This window comes from Psychroserpens sp., from assembly GCF_034670085.1.
Classification (GTDB): Bacteria; Bacteroidota; Bacteroidia; order Flavobacteriales; family Flavobacteriaceae; genus Psychroserpens.
The window spans coordinates 357060-377507 of sequence record NZ_JAXMOD010000002.1; the positions used below are offsets into that span (position 1 = coordinate 357060).

Sequence of the window (20448 nt, forward strand, 5' to 3'; positions counted from 1 at the left end):
TTTTCAGTTACTAAATTTTAATCTAAATAATTACTAACTGCTGTTGCACGTGCTATAACATGCGAGTTTAATTCATTTACCGCAATTTGAAACTCTGAACTATTATTTAAAAATGTATAACCAGAAATTTCAGAAGTCGCATAAGGCTCAACTAATGCAGAATAAGTTGCATATTGAGTCTGAATATTACCTACGCTAAAAGCATCATCAACTATGTCCTGAACATATGCATCATATTGTGCTTTGTAGGTTTCATCTGCATATAAGTATCCAATTAATGGCCAATCTGATGCGTTCAAACCTGCAAAATCAAGAGGCAAAGAACCTCCCATTTTCCCTAATTGCAATGCTTCGTTATTATCCCACGGTATCCAAGTCAATGCATTTGTATTTGGATTATTATATAGATAATAATTATGAGTCATTTTCCCGTAGGTATCCCAATTCTGGATAACCGTATTTGCTGCCAAATATTTTAGAAAAATATCGGTATCAAAAACACTTTCAAGATTAGTTCTCCAAGTTACAGCATCTGTTGTTCTGGAATCATCATGCAAAATTGATAAAAGACTTGAAACATCTGAAAAATCAGCCTCGTCTTCATTCGTTTTCTTTACATATTCATCTTCATCATATGTTCCACTAGAAAAACTTGCTGCATCACCATCTGGCTTGTATAAATTCCCATCATCATCTGAAAAATAATCATCTAAAACCGTATCTTCTATATCTTCAACCATTGTATAGACCCCAAAATATATCGGACCATCTCCATGATCAACGTATACAGTATAAAAAGCTGTGTGAGAACCTGGCAAACCTGCGTTTCTAAACACATCTCCTGCAACTTTCTCTCTTAACATTGATAAATCATCAAAATTATTTTTAAGGTGTAATTTTTTAAAGCCATAAAAACGTTGATTGTCTATCTGAGGATAATCATCTTCAAATTCATCAAAATCTAATTTAAGTGACAATTTCAAAATACCATTTCGCCAACTCGATTGTAAACTCGAATTGCCTTTAAAACGTACACCAACTCTGTACCATTCAATTCCATTGTAAAAAACTTCTGAAGGAACAAATATTGGGTCTTCATCGGTTTCAATTAATCCTGGCCCAGCACCACCAACACCAAAGGCACCATAAGTTTCAGTCATATCATCTAACATACTTTGCCAACGTGCTTCGGTAATCACTATATCGATTCGTTTTACAGTATTATCTTGAAATACTTCATCAAAATTAGGATCTGCATCATTACTATGCGTTGCTGTCGTCCAATCAGTAGCTTCAAAATCAGTGTCGTCAACGACTTCTTCCTCTTCTTCAAATATTGTAACATCATCATCATTACTGCAAGCATTAAGCGTTACAGACAAAACGCTAAAGATTGACACTACAAGTAATAGGTTTAATTTTTTACTGTTTTTTTTCATCTTAGATCATTTTTTAAAGTTGTACTCCTATTTACCTTCTTTTTTTCTTTTAGGCTTAGGAGCTTTTTCAAATTCTTTTTCTGTAATAAATCCATCCTCATCTGCGTCCACGTTTTCGAACACTTCTTTTAATGGGCCTTTGACTTCCTCTTTTGATAATTTACCATCTTCGTTAGCATCCATGTCTTTCAACAGTTGTTTAAACGTTGGTGGTTTTTTACGTTGTTCTCTTTTATCAGGTTGTCCAAATGAAGTGAATGAGATACAAACTGTCATTACAAATACTAATACGGTTTTAAACATGTTATTTTTCATTTTAATTTATTTGTTTGTTATATAGTTTTAGATTCAATTCACCTCCAAAACTTGTGCAATAGGTTGTTAAAAAAAGCACAAAAAAAAGCTCTTTAAAATTAAGAGCCTTTTGAATGATTTATTCATGTCTTGGTGGTGGACCATTTCCATCTCTTCTTCTATCTGGAGGTGGAGCTCCAGGACCATCATGTCTTTTTCCATGCAATGCATGTCTCAGAATTTGTTCAAATTTATCTTTCTGTTCGTTGTCACATAAATTTCGAACAGCACTAAAATGTTGAAAAATCTCGAGTTCTTTTTCTTTTGCTAAGTCACCTATTTGACTAGCAATGGAATCAATTTGGGACGCAGTAATAGTTTCATTTGAAACGCTTCCAAACAAACCTCCCTTGAGTTTTCTTTCACTCTCTGAAATATGTTTCATTCTTTTATGATGTGCAATATCTAATTCTTCGAATTTTTCTTTTTGTCCAGCATCAAATTTTAATTCTCTAACAATAAAATTCTCCTGCTCTCCTTTTGGTCTTTTATGATCTGATTTTCCTAAGTAATTGATTAAGAAAAAACCATTAACTATAATTAAGAAAACCAATAGAATATATAAGGGAATATTTTTCTTCATATTACTCATTTTAATTAAATATTGATTCATATTCAGAAGCAATCAAACTATAAGTTTCAGCAAACTCATCAATTTCATCGCTAGTTGCATTTGAATCTAATTTTGTAATAGCAAATACATTTAAAATCAAAAAAACCATCAAGGTTGCCAATTGAAATTGTGGTGAAAACCATGACCAAACTCTTGATTGATTCACTTGTTTTTCAGCAAACAAACGTTGCATTGCTCTATCCTTAAAAAAAGGAGAAACATGTACATCCTTAATTGAATTAACACTATCAAAAATAGCATCTATATCATTTTGTATGTTATTATTTGTTTTCATATTCATCTCTTTAGATGTGTATTATTTAAAAAACTTGCGTTAATTATCATTTTTATAAAAATTCTCTAAGCTCTTTTGTAAATTTTTCTTTGCTCTAAACATTAAAGATTCAATCGAGGACAAGCTCTTTTCTGTAATATCACTTACTTCTTGATAACTTTTACCATCAATCTTATGCAATGTAAATACAAGTCGTTGTGCTTCAGGCAATCCATTAATCGCAAGGAATAGTGTGTCACTCTTTTCTTTATTTTCTAGAATTATACCAGGATGATTCATTTCTGTAAAATAATGAGTTCTATCAATCTCAAACCCATCACCTGTAAGTGATTGTAAAAAGGCAAAACGCTTTTTGGTGTTGCGTTTTCTTATAAATTCTAAACACTTATTAGTTGTAATTTTATAAATCCAAGTCGAGAGCTTAGATTCGCCTTTAAATTTAGATATGGAATTAAATACTTCGACAAAAACCTCTTGAGCAATATCCTCAGCATCTTCTCTATTAGGCACAAATGACAAGCAAGTCCCAAATACTTTATTCTGAAAGTCATCAAGCAATTTGCTATACGAAGCTCTGCTCTTACTTTTCAATTCCTCTATAAATTCACTTTCTGTCAAATACTAGCTAAATTTTACGACGTTAAATTTAGATGTGTTTTAAAATAAAAACTTGCGTCCCAATATATTTATTTTCAAAAGATAACACTTTCCATTAAACCCTTCAATATCTCAACTTTTAATGTACCTTTGCATGCTTAATTTTTTATAATGCGCTTACACAGAAATTTATGCTTTGCAGTTATTGATGGATTAACCTTAATTTTCAATGAAGGCAAATATGCAGACAAAGTTATTCAACAACTCCTTAAACGTGATAAACGCTGGGGAAGTCGCGATCGTGCATTTGTTGCTGAAACCACTTACGACATTGTTAGATGGAAACGTCTTTATGCTGAAATTGCAGAAGTCAAAGCGCCTTATGATAGAGAAAATCTCTGGCGAATTTTTGCAGTTTGGGCAACTTTAAGAGGCATCAAATTACCAGATTGGAAATATTTTGAATCGACACCTTCTCGGAAAATCAAAGGTCGTTTTGATGAGTTATCTAAGACTAGAGTATTTAAAGAATCTATAGAAGACTGGATGGATGAACTTGGAGTTAAAGAACTCGGAGAAGCGCTTTGGTCTAAAGAAATTGCAGCTTTAAATGTTCAAGCCGATGTGGTTTTAAGGGTGAATACTTTAAATACAACAAAAGAAAAATTACAATCTGAACTCTTTGATCTTGGTTTAGAAACTGAAGCTATTAAAGATCATCCAAATGCATTACGTTTAATTGAACGTGCTAATGTGTTTCAAACTGAAGCCTTTAAAAATGGACACTTTGAAGTTCAAGATGCATCTTCTCAATTAGTTGCTGAGTTTTTAGATGTTAAGCCAGGAATGCGAGTTGTAGATGCTTGTGCTGGAGCTGGAGGAAAAGCGTTACACATAGCTGCACTAATGGAGAACAAAGGTCAAGTAATCGCATTAGATATTTATGGCAATAAACTCAATGAATTAAAACGCAGAGCTAAACGTAATGGTGCTTTTAATATTGAAACTAGAGCTATTGAATCTACTAAAGTGGTTAAGAAACTATATGATAAAGCAGATCGAGTTTTAATTGATGCGCCTTGTTCAGGCTTAGGTGTTTTAAGACGAAATCCTGATGCAAAATGGAAACTTCAACCTGAGTTTATTGAAGATATCAAAAAAACACAACAAGAAATTTTACAACAATATTCTCGCATTGTTAAAGCAGGAGGAAAATTAGTTTATGCAACTTGTTCTGTATTACCATCAGAAAATAGAAAACAAGTTGACATTTTTTTAACATCTGAATTGGGAAAAGAGTTTACCTTTATAAAAGAAAATAATGTTTATGCCCACAAATCTGGATTTGACGGATTTTATATGGCGTTGCTAGAAAAGAAAAAATAATACCTATTATGATGAAGCATTTTTACACTTTATTAATTACTTTAATTACAATAACGGCTTCGGCACAAATTCCTTCAGGTTATTACGACCATGCAACCGGAACTGGCTATACACTAAAAACACAACTTAAAAGAATTATTAATAATGTTGATGATCCTCAAATTAGCAATACTATTGAAGAACAACATCAACCACAGAGTTATAACTCACTAGATAATTTCAATTCAAATTACGAAAGGGATTTTTACTACGAAACTAATGGGAGTAATACGATTTTAGATATGTATTCTGAAAACCCTACAGGTACAGATCCATATACATATTCACCTGGCTCAGATGAATGTGGTAACTATAATGGTGAAGGTGATTGTTATAATAAAGAACATGTCATACCTCAGTCTGTTTTTAGCTCTCAAACTCCAATGTATAGTGATGCACATCATTTAATTCCTGCCGACGGTCGTGTGAATGGCTTTAGAGGTAATTTCCCTTTTGGTCGAGTTGATGATAATCAGTTACTTTCTCAATCTGGCATCACTAATCCAACACAAAATGGATCTAAAGCAGGTGACAATTTGAATAGTGGTTATTCAGCTGGTTATTCTAATACAGTTTTTGAACCTATTGATGAGTTTAAAGGCGATATAGCACGAATCTACTTTTACTTTGTGACGCGTTATGAAGATCAAATTACATCTTGGTCATCTTATGATATGTTTGATGGAAGTTCTGATAAAGCTTTAGCAGATCCATTTTTGAACATCTTAGTTACTTGGCATCAAATGGATCCTGTTTCTCAAAAGGAAATAGATCGTAACAACAATATTTATTACAACCACCAAAATAATAGAAATCCATTTGTTGACCATCCAGAATATGTAGCTTTAGTTTGGGATACCACTCCAGATACTGAAGCTCCTACAGATCCTACAAATTTAGTAGCGTCTAACCCAACAGATAATAGTATCGATTTAACTTGGACGGCTTCAACCGATAATATTGCCGTCGCTTCTTACGATGTATATGTAGACGGCATGAATATGTTCAATTCTACTAGCACATCATTTACTGCAACAGGATTAACAGCTGACACTAATTACTGTTTTACGGTAAAAGCTAAAGATAATTCAGGTAATGAATCTGGTTTTAGTAACCAAGCTTGTGAAACAACTACAGACAATGGTACTTCTGGAGGTGATATTGACTTATTCTTTTCTGAATATATTGAAGGAAGCGGGAGTAATAAAGTACTAGAGATTGCTAATTTTACAGGAGCTGATGTTAATTTATCAGCTTATACCATAAAACTTAATGCTAATGGTGCAGCATCTTGGGGAGCAGCAATACCTTTTCCAAATAATGCTTCTATAACAAACGAAGATGTTTACGTAATTGGTAATGGTGGATCAACTGTTTGTACAGGTGAATACGATTATCTAAACAATGACATGACCTCTTTTAATGGAAATGATGCTATTGGATTATTCAAAAATGATGTTCTTTTAGATATTATTGGAGTGTTTCAAAGTAGCGCAACCTATGCAGAAAACACTACCTTAGTAAGAAAAGCTACAATTGATAGACCAACAACAACTTTTAACCTTAATGAATGGAATGCTTTTGCATCTAACAATTGTGATGACTTAGGTGAACATACTCAAACCTTAAGTCTTGAGGATGTGGTTTTAGATCAATTTAAAATATATCCTAATCCAGTAAACAACGTATTACACATTGAGCTTTACTCAGCGTTACAAACACAAATAGAGATTTATAATGTTTTAGGAAAACGTGTTATTTCAAAAACAATTTATAATTCAGAAACCCTACAAACAGATCAGTTATCTAGAGGTATTTACATTTTGCGTGTAACACAAGGTAATCGTACATTAAGTAAAAAATTGATAAAGAATTAGGGATTAAACCCCTGAATACAAAAGACCAATATAATATGATTTTATATTGGTCTTTTTTCGTTAATAACAACGTGAATAACTCAAAATATTCAAGGACATAATCTGCCTTAAATACATTGAAAAAAAGTAAATTTGTCCTTTACAAAACTCAACACAAACTAAGACATAATGATTCATTTCTTCGGAAACCAAAACAGTAAAGTATTTGCTGTTCAAGTCACAAAAGAATTATCAACTGAAACCATCTCAAAATTGGTATGGCTATTTGGTAACCAACCAAAAATTGAACAAGCATCTCTCGATGCTTTTTTTGTTGGTCCAAGAGCTGCAATGATAACACCTTGGAGTACAAATGCTGTCGAAATCACCCAAAACATGGGTATTGAAGGCATCATAAGAATTGAAGAATTTGAAGCTGCTTCTGAGGATTTCAAGGATTACGATCCTATGATTTCAGAAAAATACAATAGATTACATCAGGATACTTTTACCATTGAAATCAAACCTGAAGCCATTCTAAATATTGAAGATATCTCAGCTTATAATCAGCAGGAAGGTTTAGCTTTAAATGATGAAGAAATTGAATACTTAGAAGGTGTTTCAAAAAAAATTGGTCGACCATTAACTGATTCTGAAGTGTTTGGTTTTTCTCAAGTGAATTCTGAACATTGTCGCCATAAAATTTTCAACGGAACTTTTGTTATAGATGGCGAAGAAAAGCCAGTGTCGCTTTTTAAAATGATTAAAGAAACTTCGAAGCAAAATCCGAATGATATCGTATCAGCATACAAGGATAATGTCGCTTTTATAAAAGGTCCAAAAGTGGAACAATTTGCTCCTAAACGTGCTGACATCCCTGAGTATTACACAACAACAGATTTTGAATCTGTAATCTCACTTAAAGCTGAAACACATAATTTCCCAACAACTGTTGAACCTTTTAATGGAGCCGCAACAGGTTCTGGAGGCGAAATTCGCGATAGATTAGCAGGAGGAAAAGGTTCGCTTCCATTAGCTGGAACAGCCGTTTATATGACGTCGTATTCTCGTTTAGAAGAGAATAGACATTGGGAGCAAAAATTTAAAGCTCGCAAATGGCTTTACCAAACTCCAATTGATATTTTAATAAAGGCCTCAAATGGTGCTTCTGACTTTGGAAACAAATTCGGACAACCATTAATATGCGGCTCTGTTTTGACTTTTGAACATGATGAAAATTCATCTTCAAGTACATCAAAAGCTAGAAAATTAGGTTACGATAAAGTAATCATGCAAGCTGGAGGAATTGGATACGGAAAAGCAGATCAAGCACTAAAGGATACGCCTAAAACAGGTGATAAAATTGTAATTCTTGGAGGAGAAAACTACAGAATTGGAATGGGTGGAGCCGCTGTTTCTTCAGCAGATACAGGAGAATTTGCATCAGGAATCGAGTTAAATGCAGTTCAACGTTCTAATCCGGAAATGCAAAAACGTGCTGCAAATGCAGTTCGTGGCATGGTAGAAAGTGATGAAAATTTTATTGTTTCTATTCACGATCATGGCGCTGGAGGTCATTTAAATTGTTTGAGCGAATTAGTAGAAGACACAGGTGGGAAAATTGATTTAGACAAGTTACCAGTTGGAGATCCAACGTTATCAGCTAAAGAAATTATTGGCAATGAATCTCAAGAACGAATGGGATTAGTTATTTCAGAAAAACATTTAGATACACTACAAAAAATAGCAGAGCGTGAACGATCTCCTATGTATACTGTTGGTGATGTTACTGGAGATGACAGATTTACTTTTGAATCTAATACCAAAGGTGACAAACCAATGGATTTGGCTTTAGAAGATATGTTTGGTTCGTCGCCTAAAACTATTTTAACTGATATTACAGTCGAAAGAAACTATAAGAATCCGCGTTATAAAACTAAAAATTTAAGCATCTACTTAGAGCAAGTATTGCAGCTTGAAGCTGTAGCTTGTAAAGACTGGCTGACAAATAAAGTTGATCGTTGTGTTGGCGGAAAAGTTGCAAAACAACAATGTGTTGGACCATTACAAATACCATTAAATAATGTTGGTGTGATGGCTTTAGACTATAATGGAAAAGAAGGTATTGCAACTTCAATTGGGCACTCTCCTATTTCTGGTTTAATTCATCCTGAAGCTGGAAGTAGAAATTCTATTACAGAAGCTTTAACAAATATTATTTGGGCACCTTTAAAAGATAATCTAGCTTCAATTTCGTTATCTGCAAATTGGATGTGGCCTTGTAAAAACGAAGGTGAAGATGCACGATTGTACAATGCTGTAAAAGCTATTTCGGAGTTCGCTATCGATTTAGGAATCAATGTTCCAACAGGAAAAGATTCGCTGTCTATGAAGCAAAAATATCCAGATGACGAAGTGATTTCTCCAGGAACTGTTATTATTTCTGCAGCGGGAAATTGCAATGAAATTTCTAAAGTTGTAGAACCCGTTTTACAACTTAATGGTGGTAACATCTATTACATTAATATGTCTCAAGACGAGTTCAAATTAGGTGGAAGTTCTTTTAATCAAGTTTTAAACACCATAGGTAATGATGCTCCAGATGTGAAAAATTCTGCCTTTGTAAAAGATACGTTTAACACTATTCAAGATTTAATAAAAGCCGATAAAATTGTTGCTGGACATGATGTAGCTTCTGGTGGATTAATTACTACGCTTTTAGAACTTTGTTTTGCGGATGTGAATTTAGGTGCCGATTTTAACATCTCTCCTTTAAATGAAGATGATTCAATTAAAGTCTTATTTGCTGAAAACTCAGGACTTGTTTTTCAGGCTGATGCTTCGGTAGAACCAATTTTATCAGAACAAAATATTGAATTTTTCCAAATTGGAACAGCTAATAATTCTGGAAAAATTACGATCAAAAACAATAAAGATTCTTTTGCTTTTATAGTGTCAGATATGAGAGATATGTGGTACAAAACCTCGTTTCTACTCGATCAAAAACAAACGGCTAACGGGCTTGCAAAAGAGCGTTACGACAACTATAAAAATCAACCCTTAACTTATACGTTACCAAAACATTTTACTGGAAAACTACCAAAACTAAATTCTAAAAGACCAAAAGCAGCTATTCTACGTGAAAAAGGAAGTAATTCTGAACGCGAAATGGCAAATGCTATGTATTTGGCTGGATTTGATGTCAAGGATGTCCACATGACCGATTTAATTTCTGGTCGAGAAACGCTTGAAGATATTCAATTTTTGGGAGCAGTTGGAGGATTTTCAAATTCTGATGTTTTAGGCTCTGCAAAAGGTTGGGCTGGTGCAATCAAGTATAATGAAAATGCTAATAAGGCCATCAAAAACTTCTTTGAAAGAGAAGATACATTATCTGTTGGTATCTGCAATGGTTGCCAGTTATGGATGGAATTAGACCTCATCAATCCTGAACACGAAACTCATGGTAAAATGATTCATAATGAGTCGCAAAAACATGAAAGTAGTTTTACGTCGGTTAAGATTCAAGATAATAAATCCATTATGCTTTCATCACTTGCTGGAAGCACTTTAGGTGTTTGGATTTCTCATGGTGAAGGTAAATTTAGTTTACCACTTAGTGAAAATCAATATGATATCGTTGCGAAATATGGTTATGAATCCTATCCAGCAAATCCGAATGGTTCAGATTTTAATACAGCCATGCTCTGTGATAAAACTGGTCGTCATTTGGTTACCATGCCACATATTGAACGGTCAACATTTCAGTGGAATTGGGCAAATTATCCTGCTGGAAGAAAAGACGAAGTTTCGCCTTGGCTAGAAGCGTTTGTTAATGCACGTCTTTGGATTGAAAAGAACTAGAATTCTTGTTAAAAAATCGTTGATTTAAATAAAATGTATTAATTTACCTACAAATAATATTTTTAATGACCCTCAACTATTTTGACCATACACCAGTTTCAAATATTATTGAGGAATACTACGAGTTAAAATTTAATGATGATAGTGTTCCTTTTGAATCTACGGTGTTACCTATAGGCAATACTCACATTACTTCGGTGTTTTATGGAAAACAGAAAACTGTTAGTGGTAAAACTGAAACAACTTTAGAGGACATAATTATTAGTGGACAATTCTTTAGATCGTATCAATTTATTACATCAAAAGCATCACATTCATTCGGAATAAGTTTTCATCCAACAGCCTTATTTAAAATTTTAAACTCAGATATTTCAAAGCTCTACAATAAACATCTTCAATTATCAAATTATAATAATAACCTATATCATATATTGAATCCAATAATGCATAGTTCTCAGTCATCTGAAATTATCGTTAAAAACCTAAATGAACTATTTCTAAACATAAAATTAAATACTAACAAAAACACTAATGAAGTTGACCAAGCCATTGATATTATTAAGCGAAAAGATGGCCTATTAAATATTCAAGAGATTTTAGATCAAATTAAAATTTCTCAAAAAACCTTAGAGAATCATTTTAAAAAGATAGTGGGTTTAACCCCTGGAAAATATATACGTCTATATAGGTTTGTTAAACTTATGCGCAGATATGAAAGTCAAGAAATAGATTTGAATGATTTAATACTAATATATGACTATTATGATAGATCTCATTTTACAAAAGATTTTAAATTATTTATGCACCAATCACCTAAGTCTTATTTTGGAGCTAACAATCCGTTATTAAATGAATACTTAGGCAAATCATAATTTCGTTTTTTTACAACATAACATCAGCTATTAGTCTTATTTTTATAGTCGATTTGTCTGCTATTATTGAAATCAATTTAATTATAGGGTTATATTTAAGTTTTTTAGTTAGTATTAATTATAGATAGATAAATTATTAATAAGGAGCTATTGTCATTATAGCTCCTTTTTTATGGAAGCAATCTTAGATTCAAAATTGTGATCCATACGTTCTACTATTTGTGATATCTTCATTTATTAACTATTTTGCATATCCTAATAAAAAATTACTAATGACAGAAGTTACACGCCTTTTTGATTTTCCATATTACCAACTAGAAAACAAACCTAATGATACAGCTCTAGTTACTAAATATAATGGAAAATGGACACCAACATCTACGCAAGAATACTTAGCTAAAGCAAATGCAATTAGTAGAGCGCTTCTTAAATTAGGCGTTAAAAAAAATGATAAAATTGCTGTCATTTCTTCAACCAACAGAACAGAATGGAATATTATGGATATTGGAATACTTCAAGTTGGAGCTCAAAATATTCCTATTTATCCAACTATTTGTGCTGAAGATTATGGATACGTTTTAAACCATAGTGAATCGATTTACTGCTTTGTTTCTGATAAAGAGGTTCTTGATAAAGTTAATAGCATTAAAGGAAAAACACAGATTAAAGATGTTTACTCTTTTAATCAAATTGAAGGTTGTAAACACTATTCAGAATTATTCGAACTTGGCAAAGATGAAAGTACCCAAAATGAAGTTGAAGAACGAAAAGACCAAGTAAAACCTGAAGATCTCGCTACCATAATTTATACATCTGGAACAACAGGAACTCCTAAAGGTGTGATGTTGTCCCATCACAATATTACTAGCAACGCATTAGATAGTGTGCCAAGATTGCCACTTATTGATGGCGAAACAAGAGTTTTAAGCTTCTTGCCTATTTGCCATATTTTTGAACGCGTTCTAATTTATATCTATCAATATGCAGGTGCTAGTATTTATTTTGCAGAAGCTCTTGATAAAATTGGTGAAAATTCGAAAGAAGTAAAACCGCACTTAATGAGTGTCGTTCCTCGACTATTAGAAAAAGTATTTGACAAAATAATGCTTAAAGCTGATGATTTATCAGGTATCAAACAAAAATTATTCTATTGGGCAGTAGCTTTGGGAGAACAATGGGAACCTTATGGTGCAAATGGAGCATGGTATGAATTTAAATTAAAAATAGCCAACAAATTAATCTTTAGTAAATGGAGAGAAGCTCTTGGTGGTGAACTGTCAACTATGGTTTCAGGAAGTGCAGCATTACAACAACGTCTTTCTAGAGTTTTCTCTGCAGGAGGTATGCAGATTATGGAAGGTTACGGACTTACAGAAACGTCTCCAGTTGTTTCCGTTGGAATGTATAGAGATAAACATTTTAAAGTAGGAACCGTTGGAAAACCTATAAGTAATGTCGAAGTTAAAATTGCTGAAGACGGAGAGATTTTAATTAAGGGCCCAAATGTAATGATGGGTTACTACAAAGATCCTGAGAAAACAGAAAGCGTCATGACTGGTGATTATTTTCATACTGGTGATAAAGGTGAAATTGATCAAGATGGTTTCCTTAAAATCACTGGACGCAAGAAAGAAATGTTTAAGACTTCAGGAGGGAAATATATTATTCCTACCCTTATTGAAAATGAATTCAAACAGTCACTTTTTATTGAACAAATTATGGTTGTTGGTGAAGGTGAAAAGATGCCAGGTGCTATTATTCAACCTAACTTTGAATTTATTAGAGATTGGATTGAAAACAAAAAGCATAAAATAGGCTCTTCTGAAAAAGAAATAGCACACTCAGATCTTGTTATTCAACGAATCCAAAAAGAAGTTGATAAATATAATAAGCGATTTGGCAAATGGGAACAAATAAAACGATTTGAACTTACTTCAGAAGCTTGGACTATTGATGGTGGACACCTCACGCCTACCATGAAAATGAAAAGGGAAGTAATTAAAGGTATTTATCAAGAATTATATAATAAAATTTACAGAGTATAAATTACATTATCTTCATTTTTTTATCTAATAAATTATAGACTACATAATTTTTATGTTAAAATATGTATATTTATAACACTAACTAATACATATTTATAACATGAATACAAAAACATTTTTAGTTTCAGGTCTTATTGGCGGAATTGTAGACTGGCTTTTGGGTTGGCTGTTTTACGGTATTTTACTAGCAGATTATTTCCCTCAACCAGCAGAATCTACAAAAACAATGGTCTGTATTTTGGCAGGTTGTTTAACATTTGGTTTTTTTGTCTCCTACATTTTTAACCGATGGGCTCAAATTTCTACTGCAGCCACTGGTGCAAAAGCTGGTGCAATAATTGGTTTCTTTATGGGATTAAACGCTAGTCTTTTTAATATGGCTTTGGTTAAGGGTGTTACCTATCAAATGTTTGCTATAGATTTAGTAGTTTCAATAATCCTAGCTGCAATTGTTGGCGCAGTTGTAGGTATCGTAAATGGAAAATTAAATCCAAATAACTAAAAAATACTAATCTTAAAATACTTATAAAAAACGCTTCAATTAAAATGAAGCGTTTTTTAGTTACGCCACTTCATATAAGCTCTCAAAATACTATGCATGCATAATTTTTATTAAATACTATGCGTGCATAGTATTTTTTAGTATATTTGAACATCTAAATTTTAAATATGAAAGATAAAACTATTGACTACGTCTTAAGGACTACTTGGTTAGCTGTTAATAAGATGTATAATGAAGAAGCTTCTCAATTTGGAACTACCATGGCAACAGGTTTTGCATTACTAAGCATAGATCCAGAAAATGGTACACCTTCTACGTCATTAGGTCCTAAAATGGGTATGGAAGCTACTAGTTTATCTCGAACATTAAAAACAATGGAAGAAAAAGGTTTAATAATACGTAAACCAAATCCAGAAGACGGAAGAGGTGTCTTGATTTATCTCACAGAATTCGGGAGAGAAAAAAGAGCCTATTCTAAAGAAAAAGTGCTCACTTTTAACGAAACTATTAAAAAAAATGTTTCAGAAGAAGAACTCACAAACTTCTATAAAGTAGCAGAAATTATTAATAATATGATTTCAAATAAACAGATATACAACCAAAAAGAACACATTTTAAAATAAGATGAGTAAACGTAGAATAAAAAAAATAGCCATTGTTGGTTCAGGAATTATGGGAAGCGGTATCGCTTGTCATTTCGCCAATATTGGAGTTGATGTCCTTTTATTAGACATCGTTCCAAGAGAACTAAATGAAAAAGAAAAAGCTAAAGGTTTAACCTTAGAAGATAAAGTTGTTAGAAATCGTCTAGTAAACGATGCCCTTACAGCGTCTATAAAATCAAGGCCAGCACCTTTATATCATGCTTCTTTTCAAAATAGAATCACAACAGGAAACCTTGAAGATGATATTGCAAAAGTAAAAGATGTAGATTGGATCATGGAAGTTGTTGTTGAACGATTAGATATCAAACAACAAGTATTTGAAAAATTAGAGAAATACAGAACTCCTGGCACCTTAATTACGTCAAACACCTCTGGTATTCCTATTAAATTCATGAGTGAAGGTCGTAGTGACGATTTCCAGAAACATTTCTGCGGAACGCACTTCTTTAATCCTGCACGTTATCTTAAATTGTTTGAAATCATTCCAGGACCAAAAACAGATGCTTCTGTTTTAGAATTCTTAAATGGTTATGGTGAACAATTCCTAGGAAAAACATCTGTAATTGCAAAAGACACTCCTGCTTTTATAGGGAACCGAATCGGAATCTTTAGTATTATGAGTTTATTTCATACAGTCAAAGATTTAGATCTTACAATCGAAGAAGTCGATAAATTATCTGGACCTGTAATCGGTCGTCCAAAATCTGCAACCTTCAGAACTGTCGATGTCGTAGGTTTAGATACTTTGGTTCATGTAGCTAACGGCATTAAAGATAATTGTCCGAAAGACGAATGCAACTCCCTTTTCACACTTCCAGATTTCATCACTACTATGATGGAAAACAAATGGCTAGGAAGTAAAACTGGACAAGGGTTTTATAAAAAGAATGTGTCAGCTGATGGTAAAAAAGAAATTTTATCATTAGACCTTAAGACTTTAGAATACCGATCGGCTCAAAAAGCAAGATTTGCGACTTTAGAGTTAACTAAAACCGTAGATAAAGTAGTTGATCGTTTCAAAATATTAGTCAATGGAAAGGATAAAGCTGGTGAATTCTACCGAAAGAGTTTTGCTGCTTTATTTGCTTATGTTTCAAATAGAATCCCTGAAATCACTGACGATTTATATAAAATTGATGATGCCATGAAAGCTGGATTTGGTTGGGAACATGGTCCTTTCCAAATTTGGGATGCGATTGGAGTAGAAAAAGGAATCGAAATAATGAAGGCCGAAGGTTTAGTACCTAATGCTTGGGTTAACGAAATGTTAGCTTCTGGTAGTACATCATTCTATTCTGTAAAAAATGGTGCAACTTATGCCTATGACATTCCGAAGAAATCTCAAGAAAAAATTCCTGGTCAAGACAGTTTTATCATATTAGACAACATTAGAAAATCTAATGAAGTATTTAAAAACTCAGGCGTTGTTGTTGAAGATTTAGGTGATGGCATCCTTAATGTAGAATTCCAATCTAAAATGAATACCATTGGTGGTGATGTTTTAGCTGGTTTAAATAAAGCTATTGATTTAGCTGAAAAAGATTTTGAAGGATTAGTTGTAGGTAATCAAGCTGCAAATTTCTCTGTTGGAGCAAATATCGGAATGATTTTTATGATGGCTGCAGAGCAAGAATATGATGAGCTTAATATGGCTATCAAATATTTCCAAGACACAATGATGCGGATGCGTTACTCGGCAATTCCAACAATTTCTGCTCCTCACGGAATGGCTCTTGGTGGTGGTTGTGAGCTATCAATGCATGCAGATAAAGTTGTTGCTGCTGCAGAAACTTATATCGGACTTGTAGAGTTTGGTGTTGGTGTGATTCCTGGTGGTGGAGGTTCTAAAGAAATGGCCTTAAGAGCTCAAGATATTTTCAAAAAAGGAGATGTTGAGTTAAATGTATTACAAGAATATTTTTTAACTATAGGTATGGCTAAAGTTGCGACTTCAGCTTATGAAGCATTCGATTTAGGAATCCTTCAAAAAGGAAAAGATATCGTAGTCGTTAATAAAGACAGACAAATTGCTACCGCAAAAGCGCATGCTAAACTTATGGCAGATGCTGGTTACACACAACCTGTAAAACGAAATGATGTTAAGGTACTTGGAAAACAAGCACTGAGTATGTTCTTAGTAGGAACAGATTCTATGCAAGCAAGTCATTACATTAGTGAACATGATAAGAAGATTGCAAATAAGCTAGCCTACGTAATGGCAGGTGGAGATTTATCTGAACCAACTTTAGTCAGTGAGCAATACTTATTAGATCTAGAGCGTGAAGCGTTTTTATCACTTTGTACTGAGCGTAAAACTTTAGAAAGAATTCAGCACATGTTAAAAACAGGAAAACCATTAAGAAATTAGACAACTTAGAAGCTTAGATCTCTAGACTATTAGAAATCTAAAACGTCTACAAATCTAATTATCTAAAAATCAAAATTATGAAACAAGCATATATAGTAAAAGCATATAGAACAGCAGTTGGTAAAGCACCAAAAGGCGTGTTCCGTTTTAAAAGAACAGATGAATTGGCAGCTGAAACCATCAAATTTATGATGAAAGAATTGCCAGGTTTAGACCCTAAACGCATTGATGATGTTATTGTTGGAAATGCAATGCCTGAAGGTTCTCAAGGATTAAATATGGCGCGTTTAATCTCTTTAATGGGATTAGAAGTAATCGATGTTCCTGGTGTAACTGTTAACCGTTTTTGCTCTTCAGGAGTTGAAACTATTGGGATTGCAACCGCAAAAATTCAAGCTGGAATGGCAGATTGTATTATTGCTGGAGGAGCAGAAAGCATGAGTAGTGTACCAATGACAGGTTTTAAACCAGAATTGAATTACGATGCGATTGTAAAAGCTGGTCACGAAGACTATTATTGGGGAATGGGAAATACCGCTGAAGCAGTTGCCAATCAATTTAAAGTATCTCGTGAAGATCAAGATGAGTTTGCATACAATTCTCACATGAAAGCCTTAAGAGCCCAAGCAGAAAATCGTTTTCAAGATCAAATTGTTCCAATTGAAGTTGAACAAACCTATATTGATGCTAACGGAAAAAAAGCGACTAAATCATATACGGTTACTAAGGATGAAGGTCCTCGTGCTGGAACTAGCAAAGAAGCATTAGCAAAACTTAGAGCTGTATTTGCTGCTGGTGGAAGCGTTACTGCTGGTAATTCTTCACAAATGAGTGATGGTGCAGCATTTGTTATGGTGATGAGTGAAGACATGGTGAAGGAGCTAAATCTTGAACCCGTAGCACGACTAGTAAATTATGCTGCTGCAGGTGTTGAACCTCGTATCATGGGAATTGGTCCAGTTAAGGCAATTCCAAAAGCATTAAAACAAGCAGGATTACAACAATCAGACTTAGGATTAATTGAGCTCAACGAAGCCTTTGCTTCTCAGTCTCTAGCTGTAATTAGAGAATTAGATTTAAATCCAGACATTATTAATGTGAATGGTGGTGCAATTGCACTTGGTCATCCATTAGGATGTACTGGAGCAAAACTATCTGTGCAGTTATTTGATGAAATGCGCAAACGTGATATGAAAGGTAAATATGGAGCAGTAACCATGTGTGTAGGAACTGGTCAAGGTGCCTGTGGAATTTTTGAGTTTCTTAACTAAAAAAATAAAAGAATATAGAGAAGAGAAAAAAGACAATGTGTGCCAAGCAAAGACATAATTATAAAAATTTGAAAATTTGGAAACTCGGATTAGAGATTACAAATGATATTTCAGACTTATTGTTAGATTTTCCGAAGCATGAGAGATTTGATTTAAGCTCACAAATTAGTAGATGTTCTGTTTCAATGCCAAGCAATATTGCAGAAGGTTCATCAAGAACAGATAAGTCTTTCAGTTATTTTTTAGACATTTCTTTAGGATCTTCTTTTGAATTAGGAACTCAGTTATTAGTAGCAAAACATAGAAATTATATAAACGAAAACAATTTAAAAATACTTGAAGAAAAAATAGAGGAATTTCAAAGAATGACTATGGGGTTTCAAAATAGCCTCATTTAAAGTCTATTCTCTATTTTCTATCTTCTTTAATCTAAAAGAAAACAATGGAAGCAACTGAAAAAGATATCCTACGTGGAGGTCAATTCTTAGTAAAAGAAACAAAATGCGAAGACGTATTTACTCCTGAAGATTTTTCGGAAGAACAAAAAATGATGAAGGAAGCCGTAATGGAATTTAATGATCGTGAGATTATTCCACACAAGCCTCGTTTTGAAGCAAAAGATTTCGCATTAACTGAAGAAGTTATGCGCAAAGCTGGAGAACTTGGTTTTTTAGGTGTTGCAGTTCCTGAAGCTTATGGTGGATTAGGAATGGGATTTGTATCCACATGTTTAACCTGTGATTATATTTCTAGTGGAACTGGATCATTTAGTACTGCATTTGGTGCTCATACTGGAATTGGAACAATGCCAATTACATTATATGGTACAGAAGAGCAAAAACAAAAATATGTTCCAAAATTAGCTACAGGTGAATGGTTTGGAGCGTATTGCTTAACTGAACCAGGAGCCGGATCTGATGCTAATTCTGGTAAAACAACTGCAGAGCTTTCAGCAGATGGAAAGACTTATAAAATTAACGGACAAAAAATGTGGATTTCAAATGCAGGTTTCTGTAGCTTGATGATCGTTTTTGCTCGTATTGAAGATGACAAAAATATTACTGGTTTTATTGTAGAAAATGATGCTGCTAATGGTATTACCATGGGAGAAGAAGAGCACAAATTAGGTATTCGTGCTAGTTCGACACGTCAAGTATTCTTTAATGATACTGTTGTTCCTGTTGAGAACATGCTTGCTGGTCGTGGTGAAGGATTTAAAATTGCAATGAACGCTCTTAATGTTGGTCGTATTAAATTGGCTGCTGCTTGTTTAGACTCACAAAGACGTATTTTATCAATTGCCGTAAATTACGCCAACGAACGTAAACAATTTAAAACTCCTATTGCAGATTTTGGTGCCATTAAAACCAAATTAGCCGAAATGGCTGCTAGTGCTTATGCTGGTGAATCTGCAACCTATAGAGCTGCAAAAAACATTGAAGATCGTATAGCGTTACGTGAAGCTGCTGGAAATTCACATCAAGAAGCAGAATTAAAAGGTGTTGAAGAATACGCTATTGAATGTTCTATTCTGAAAGTTGCTGTATCTGAAGATGTACAAAATTGTGCAGATGAAGGCATCCAGATTTTTGGTGGCATGGGATTCTCTGAAGAAACGCCTATGGAATCTGCTTGGAGAGATGCTCGTATTGCTCGTATTTATGAAGGTACAAACGAAATCAACCGAATGTTATCGGTTGGAATGCTAGTTAAAAAAGCAATGAAAGGTCACGTTGATCTATTGGGTCCTGCACAAGCAGTTCAAGAAGAATTAATGGGAATTCCTTCATTTGATACGCCTGATTATTCTGAATTATTTTCAGAAGAAAAGGAAATGATTAAAAAATTAAAAAAGACATTCCTAATGGTTGCTGGTGGTGCTGTTCAAAAATATGGACCACAATTAGAAGACCATCAACAATTGCTTATTGCTGCTGCAGATATTTTAATTGAAATCTATATGGCAGAATCTGCAATTTTGAGAACTGAAAAGAATGTAAAACGTTATGGTGAAGATGCGCAATCTGCACAAATAGCAATGGCAAAATTATACTTATATCACGCCGTAGATATCGTAGAAGAAAAAGGAAAAGAAAGTATTATTTCTTTTGCTGAAGGTGACGAACAACGTATGATGTTAATGGGACTTAAGCGATTTACAAAATATGTAAACTATCCTGACATCGTTGATTTACGTATTGAGATTGCTGAAAAAGTAAAAGCAGAAAATAAATATTGTTTTTAAAATTTAGGCTAATTCAAAAATTTTCTTAACAATAGAA

At 33.5% G+C, this 20448-nt stretch carries 16 protein-coding genes; 11 read left to right on the plus strand and 5 right to left on the minus strand.

Annotated features, from left to right (window positions below):
* Positions 1-17 precede the first annotated feature (17 nt).
* The 5 genes from VOI25_RS05425 to VOI25_RS05445 form a co-directional block, all read right to left on the minus strand.
* Entirely contained in the window at positions 18-1439 is a 1422-nt protein-coding gene (locus VOI25_RS05425; RefSeq protein ID WP_323787989.1) for a CotH kinase family protein, read from the minus strand.
* Positions 1440-1466: 27 nt separating this feature from the next.
* Positions 1467-1754: an EF-hand domain-containing protein gene (locus VOI25_RS05430; RefSeq protein ID WP_323787990.1), complete on the minus strand. Its 288-nt coding sequence runs from the start codon at positions 1752-1754 to the stop codon at positions 1467-1469.
* Between the two features lie 118 nt (positions 1755-1872).
* Positions 1873-2376, minus strand: coding sequence for a hypothetical protein (locus VOI25_RS05435; protein ID WP_323787991.1), 504 nt, complete (start codon positions 2374-2376; stop codon positions 1873-1875).
* Positions 2377-2386: 10 nt separating this feature from the next.
* Positions 2387-2701, minus strand: a complete 315-nt coding sequence (locus tag VOI25_RS05440; RefSeq protein WP_323787992.1) for a hypothetical protein — start codon at positions 2699-2701, stop codon at positions 2387-2389.
* Positions 2702-2740: 39 nt separating this feature from the next.
* Positions 2741-3319, minus strand: a complete 579-nt coding sequence (locus tag VOI25_RS05445) for an RNA polymerase sigma factor (RefSeq protein ID WP_323787993.1) — start codon at positions 3317-3319, stop codon at positions 2741-2743.
* A 150-nt stretch (positions 3320-3469) separates the two neighbouring features.
* On the opposite strand from VOI25_RS05445, the gene VOI25_RS05450 reads away from it, so the two are divergent.
* The 11 genes from VOI25_RS05450 to VOI25_RS05500 all read left to right on the plus strand — a co-directional run bounded on the left by VOI25_RS05450 (position 3470) and on the right by VOI25_RS05500 (position 20411).
* Positions 3470-4684: an RsmB/NOP family class I SAM-dependent RNA methyltransferase gene (locus VOI25_RS05450; protein WP_323787994.1), complete on the plus strand. Its 1215-nt coding sequence runs from the start codon at positions 3470-3472 to the stop codon at positions 4682-4684.
* Positions 4685-4692: 8 nt separating this feature from the next.
* Complete coding sequence (locus VOI25_RS05455; RefSeq protein WP_323787996.1) at positions 4693-6600, plus strand: endonuclease; 1908 nt, start codon at positions 4693-4695, stop codon at positions 6598-6600.
* 168 nt (positions 6601-6768) lie between these two features.
* Positions 6769-10443: a phosphoribosylformylglycinamidine synthase gene (gene purL / locus VOI25_RS05460; protein WP_323787997.1), complete on the plus strand. Its 3675-nt coding sequence runs from the start codon at positions 6769-6771 to the stop codon at positions 10441-10443.
* 65 nt (positions 10444-10508) lie between these two features.
* Positions 10509-11315: a helix-turn-helix domain-containing protein gene (locus tag VOI25_RS05465; RefSeq protein WP_323787998.1), complete on the plus strand. Its 807-nt coding sequence runs from the start codon at positions 10509-10511 to the stop codon at positions 11313-11315.
* A gap of 272 nt (positions 11316-11587) precedes the next feature.
* Positions 11588-13360, plus strand: a complete 1773-nt coding sequence (locus tag VOI25_RS05470; protein ID WP_323787999.1) for a long-chain fatty acid--CoA ligase — start codon at positions 11588-11590, stop codon at positions 13358-13360.
* Between the two features lie 100 nt (positions 13361-13460).
* The gene (locus VOI25_RS05475) at positions 13461-13862 is read left to right on the plus strand and encodes a hypothetical protein (protein ID WP_323788000.1); all 402 of its coding nucleotides are present in this window, start codon (positions 13461-13463) and stop codon (positions 13860-13862) included.
* 167 nt (positions 13863-14029) lie between these two features.
* Positions 14030-14485: a MarR family winged helix-turn-helix transcriptional regulator gene (locus VOI25_RS05480; protein WP_323788001.1), complete on the plus strand. Its 456-nt coding sequence runs from the start codon at positions 14030-14032 to the stop codon at positions 14483-14485.
* A 1-nt stretch (position 14486) separates the two neighbouring features.
* Positions 14487-16895 carry a 3-hydroxyacyl-CoA dehydrogenase/enoyl-CoA hydratase family protein gene (locus tag VOI25_RS05485; RefSeq protein WP_323788002.1) on the plus strand — a complete coding sequence of 803 codons (2409 nt, stop codon included), beginning with the start codon at positions 14487-14489 and terminating at the stop codon, positions 16893-16895.
* A 77-nt stretch (positions 16896-16972) separates the two neighbouring features.
* A complete protein-coding gene (locus VOI25_RS05490) occupies positions 16973-18166 on the plus strand; it encodes an acetyl-CoA C-acyltransferase (protein WP_323788003.1) in 1194 nt (397 codons plus the stop codon).
* A gap of 35 nt (positions 18167-18201) precedes the next feature.
* Complete coding sequence (locus VOI25_RS05495; protein WP_323788004.1) at positions 18202-18564, plus strand: four helix bundle protein; 363 nt, start codon at positions 18202-18204, stop codon at positions 18562-18564.
* A gap of 44 nt (positions 18565-18608) precedes the next feature.
* Positions 18609-20411, plus strand: a complete 1803-nt coding sequence (locus VOI25_RS05500; protein WP_323788005.1) for an acyl-CoA dehydrogenase family protein — start codon at positions 18609-18611, stop codon at positions 20409-20411.
* Positions 20412-20448: the final 37 nt, after the last annotated feature.